At 68.9% G+C, this 1,699-nt stretch carries 2 protein-coding genes; one reads left to right on the top strand and one right to left on the bottom strand.

Annotated elements, in window-relative coordinates; translation table 11 throughout:
- The first annotated feature begins 21 nt into the window (after positions 1-21).
- Positions 22-651, top strand: a complete 630-nt coding sequence (locus ACNPM4_RS06340) for a superoxide dismutase (protein ID WP_448985102.1) — start codon at positions 22-24, stop codon at positions 649-651.
- 46 nt (positions 652-697) lie between these two features.
- On the opposite strand, the gene ACNPM4_RS06335 is transcribed toward ACNPM4_RS06340, so the two are convergent.
- Positions 698-1,699, bottom strand: a 1,002-nt coding sequence (locus tag ACNPM4_RS06335; RefSeq protein ID WP_448985100.1) for a LacI family DNA-binding transcriptional regulator, incomplete at its 5' end; no start/stop codon positions are given.

The following is a 1,699-nucleotide window of genomic DNA, read 5'->3' as shown; positions in this document are numbered from 1 at the left end:
CATCATCGAAAGGAAGACGCCATGTCCACTCTCTACACACTCCCTGAGCTGCCCTACGACTACTCGGCCCTCGAGCCGCACATCTCCGGCAAGATCATGGAGCTGCACCACTCCAAGCACCACCAGGCCTATGTGACCGGTGCGAACACCGCACTCGAGCAGCTCGCCACGGCGCGCAGCGCGGGCGACCTCGCGAACGTCAACAAGCTCGAGAAGGACCTCGCGTTCAACCTCGGCGGCCACATCAACCACTCGGTGTTCTGGCAGAACCTCTCGCCCGAGGGCGGCGGCGCTCCCGAGGGTGAGCTCGAGGCCGCGCTCGTCGACGCGTTCGGATCGATCGACGCCTTCCGCGCGCACTTCACCGCGACGGCGCTGGGTGTGCAGGGATCGGGCTGGGCCGTGCTCGCCTGGGACAGTGTGGGCGCTCGCCCCGTCATCTTCCAGCTCTTCGACCAGCAGGGCAACGCGCCCCTCGGTGTCACGCCGCTGCTGCAGCTCGACGTCTGGGAGCACGCCTACTACCTCGACTACCTCAACGTGCGCGCCGACTACGTCAAGGCGTTCTGGAACCTCGTGAACTGGCCCGACGTGCAGCGCCGCTTCGAGGCAACGCGCACGGCGACGAAGGGGCTCATCGTCGCGGGCTGATTCCCCGGGTCGCACGCAAAGGGCCGGGTCGGCCCCACGGGTCGACCTAGATCAGGCGGGCGGTGGTTCCGCGCACGTTCAGCTCGTACGGCAGTGCCGACGGGATGTGCACCTCGTCCGGGGTGGTGAGCTTCGCCAGCACCGCATCCGCGGCCCGCTCGCCCTGCCCGAGCGGGAACTGGTCGACGGTGGTCAGGCGGAAGAATTCGCCGAGCTCGTGCCCGTCGATGCCGACGATCGACAGCTCATCCGGCACGCTGAAACCCAGGTCGCGGGCCGCGAGCAGCGCCCCGATCGCCATCTCATCGGATGCCGCGAACACCGCGGTCGGTCGGGGGCCCGGCCGTCCGAGCAGCTGCTTCGCCGCGCGGTAGCCGCCCTCGACCGTGAAGTCCGCCGGCTCGAGGAAGGCGTGGTTCAGAGGGATCCCGGCCTTCGCCAGGGCCTTCTCGAACCCGAGGCGTCGGTTGGTGGGGATGTGAAAGTCGATGTCGAACTCGGGGTTGGCGCCGATGTGCGCGATGTCGGTGTGGCCGAGGCCGATCAGGTGCTCGGTGGCGAGCTGGGCGACCGCCACGTCGTCGACCGTGAGGGTGTCGAGCTTCGGGTTCGGGCCGCCGATCGCGATGACCGGCAGGCCGAGGTCGAGCAGATGCTGTGTCTCGTCGGCGTCGAGTTCGATCGACACCGCGATCACGGCATCCACACGCTGCCGCCGCAGGAACGTGTCGAACACGTGCCGACGTACGTCCTTGTCGGCGGTGATGTTGTAGAGCGTGATGTCGTAACCGGCGCGCATCAGCGCGGCCGAGACGCCCGACAGCACCGTGCTGAAGAACCACCGGTCGAGGAACGGGACGACCACCCCGATGTTGCGGGTGCGCCCCGATGCGAGGCTCGATGCGCGCGAGGAGACGACGTAGCCGAGCGACTGCGCCGCGGCCTGCACCCGCTCCCTGGCGGACTCGGACACGTGGCCGCGGCCGCTGAGCGCGCGCGAGACGGTCGCGGTGGAGACCCCGGCGAGCCGGGCGACCTCATCGATGCT

This window comes from Microbacterium umsixpiens (genome assembly GCF_053543675.1).
The sequence above is the reverse complement of the archived record's forward strand: the minus strand, read 5'-3'. Positions and strand labels throughout refer to the sequence as shown.

Excerpts from the sequence above, each read along its gene's own strand:
- ACNPM4_RS06340 (WP_448985102.1), top strand. The coding sequence starts at position 22 with ATGTCCACTCTCTACACACTCCCTGAGCTGCCCTACGACTACTCGGCC.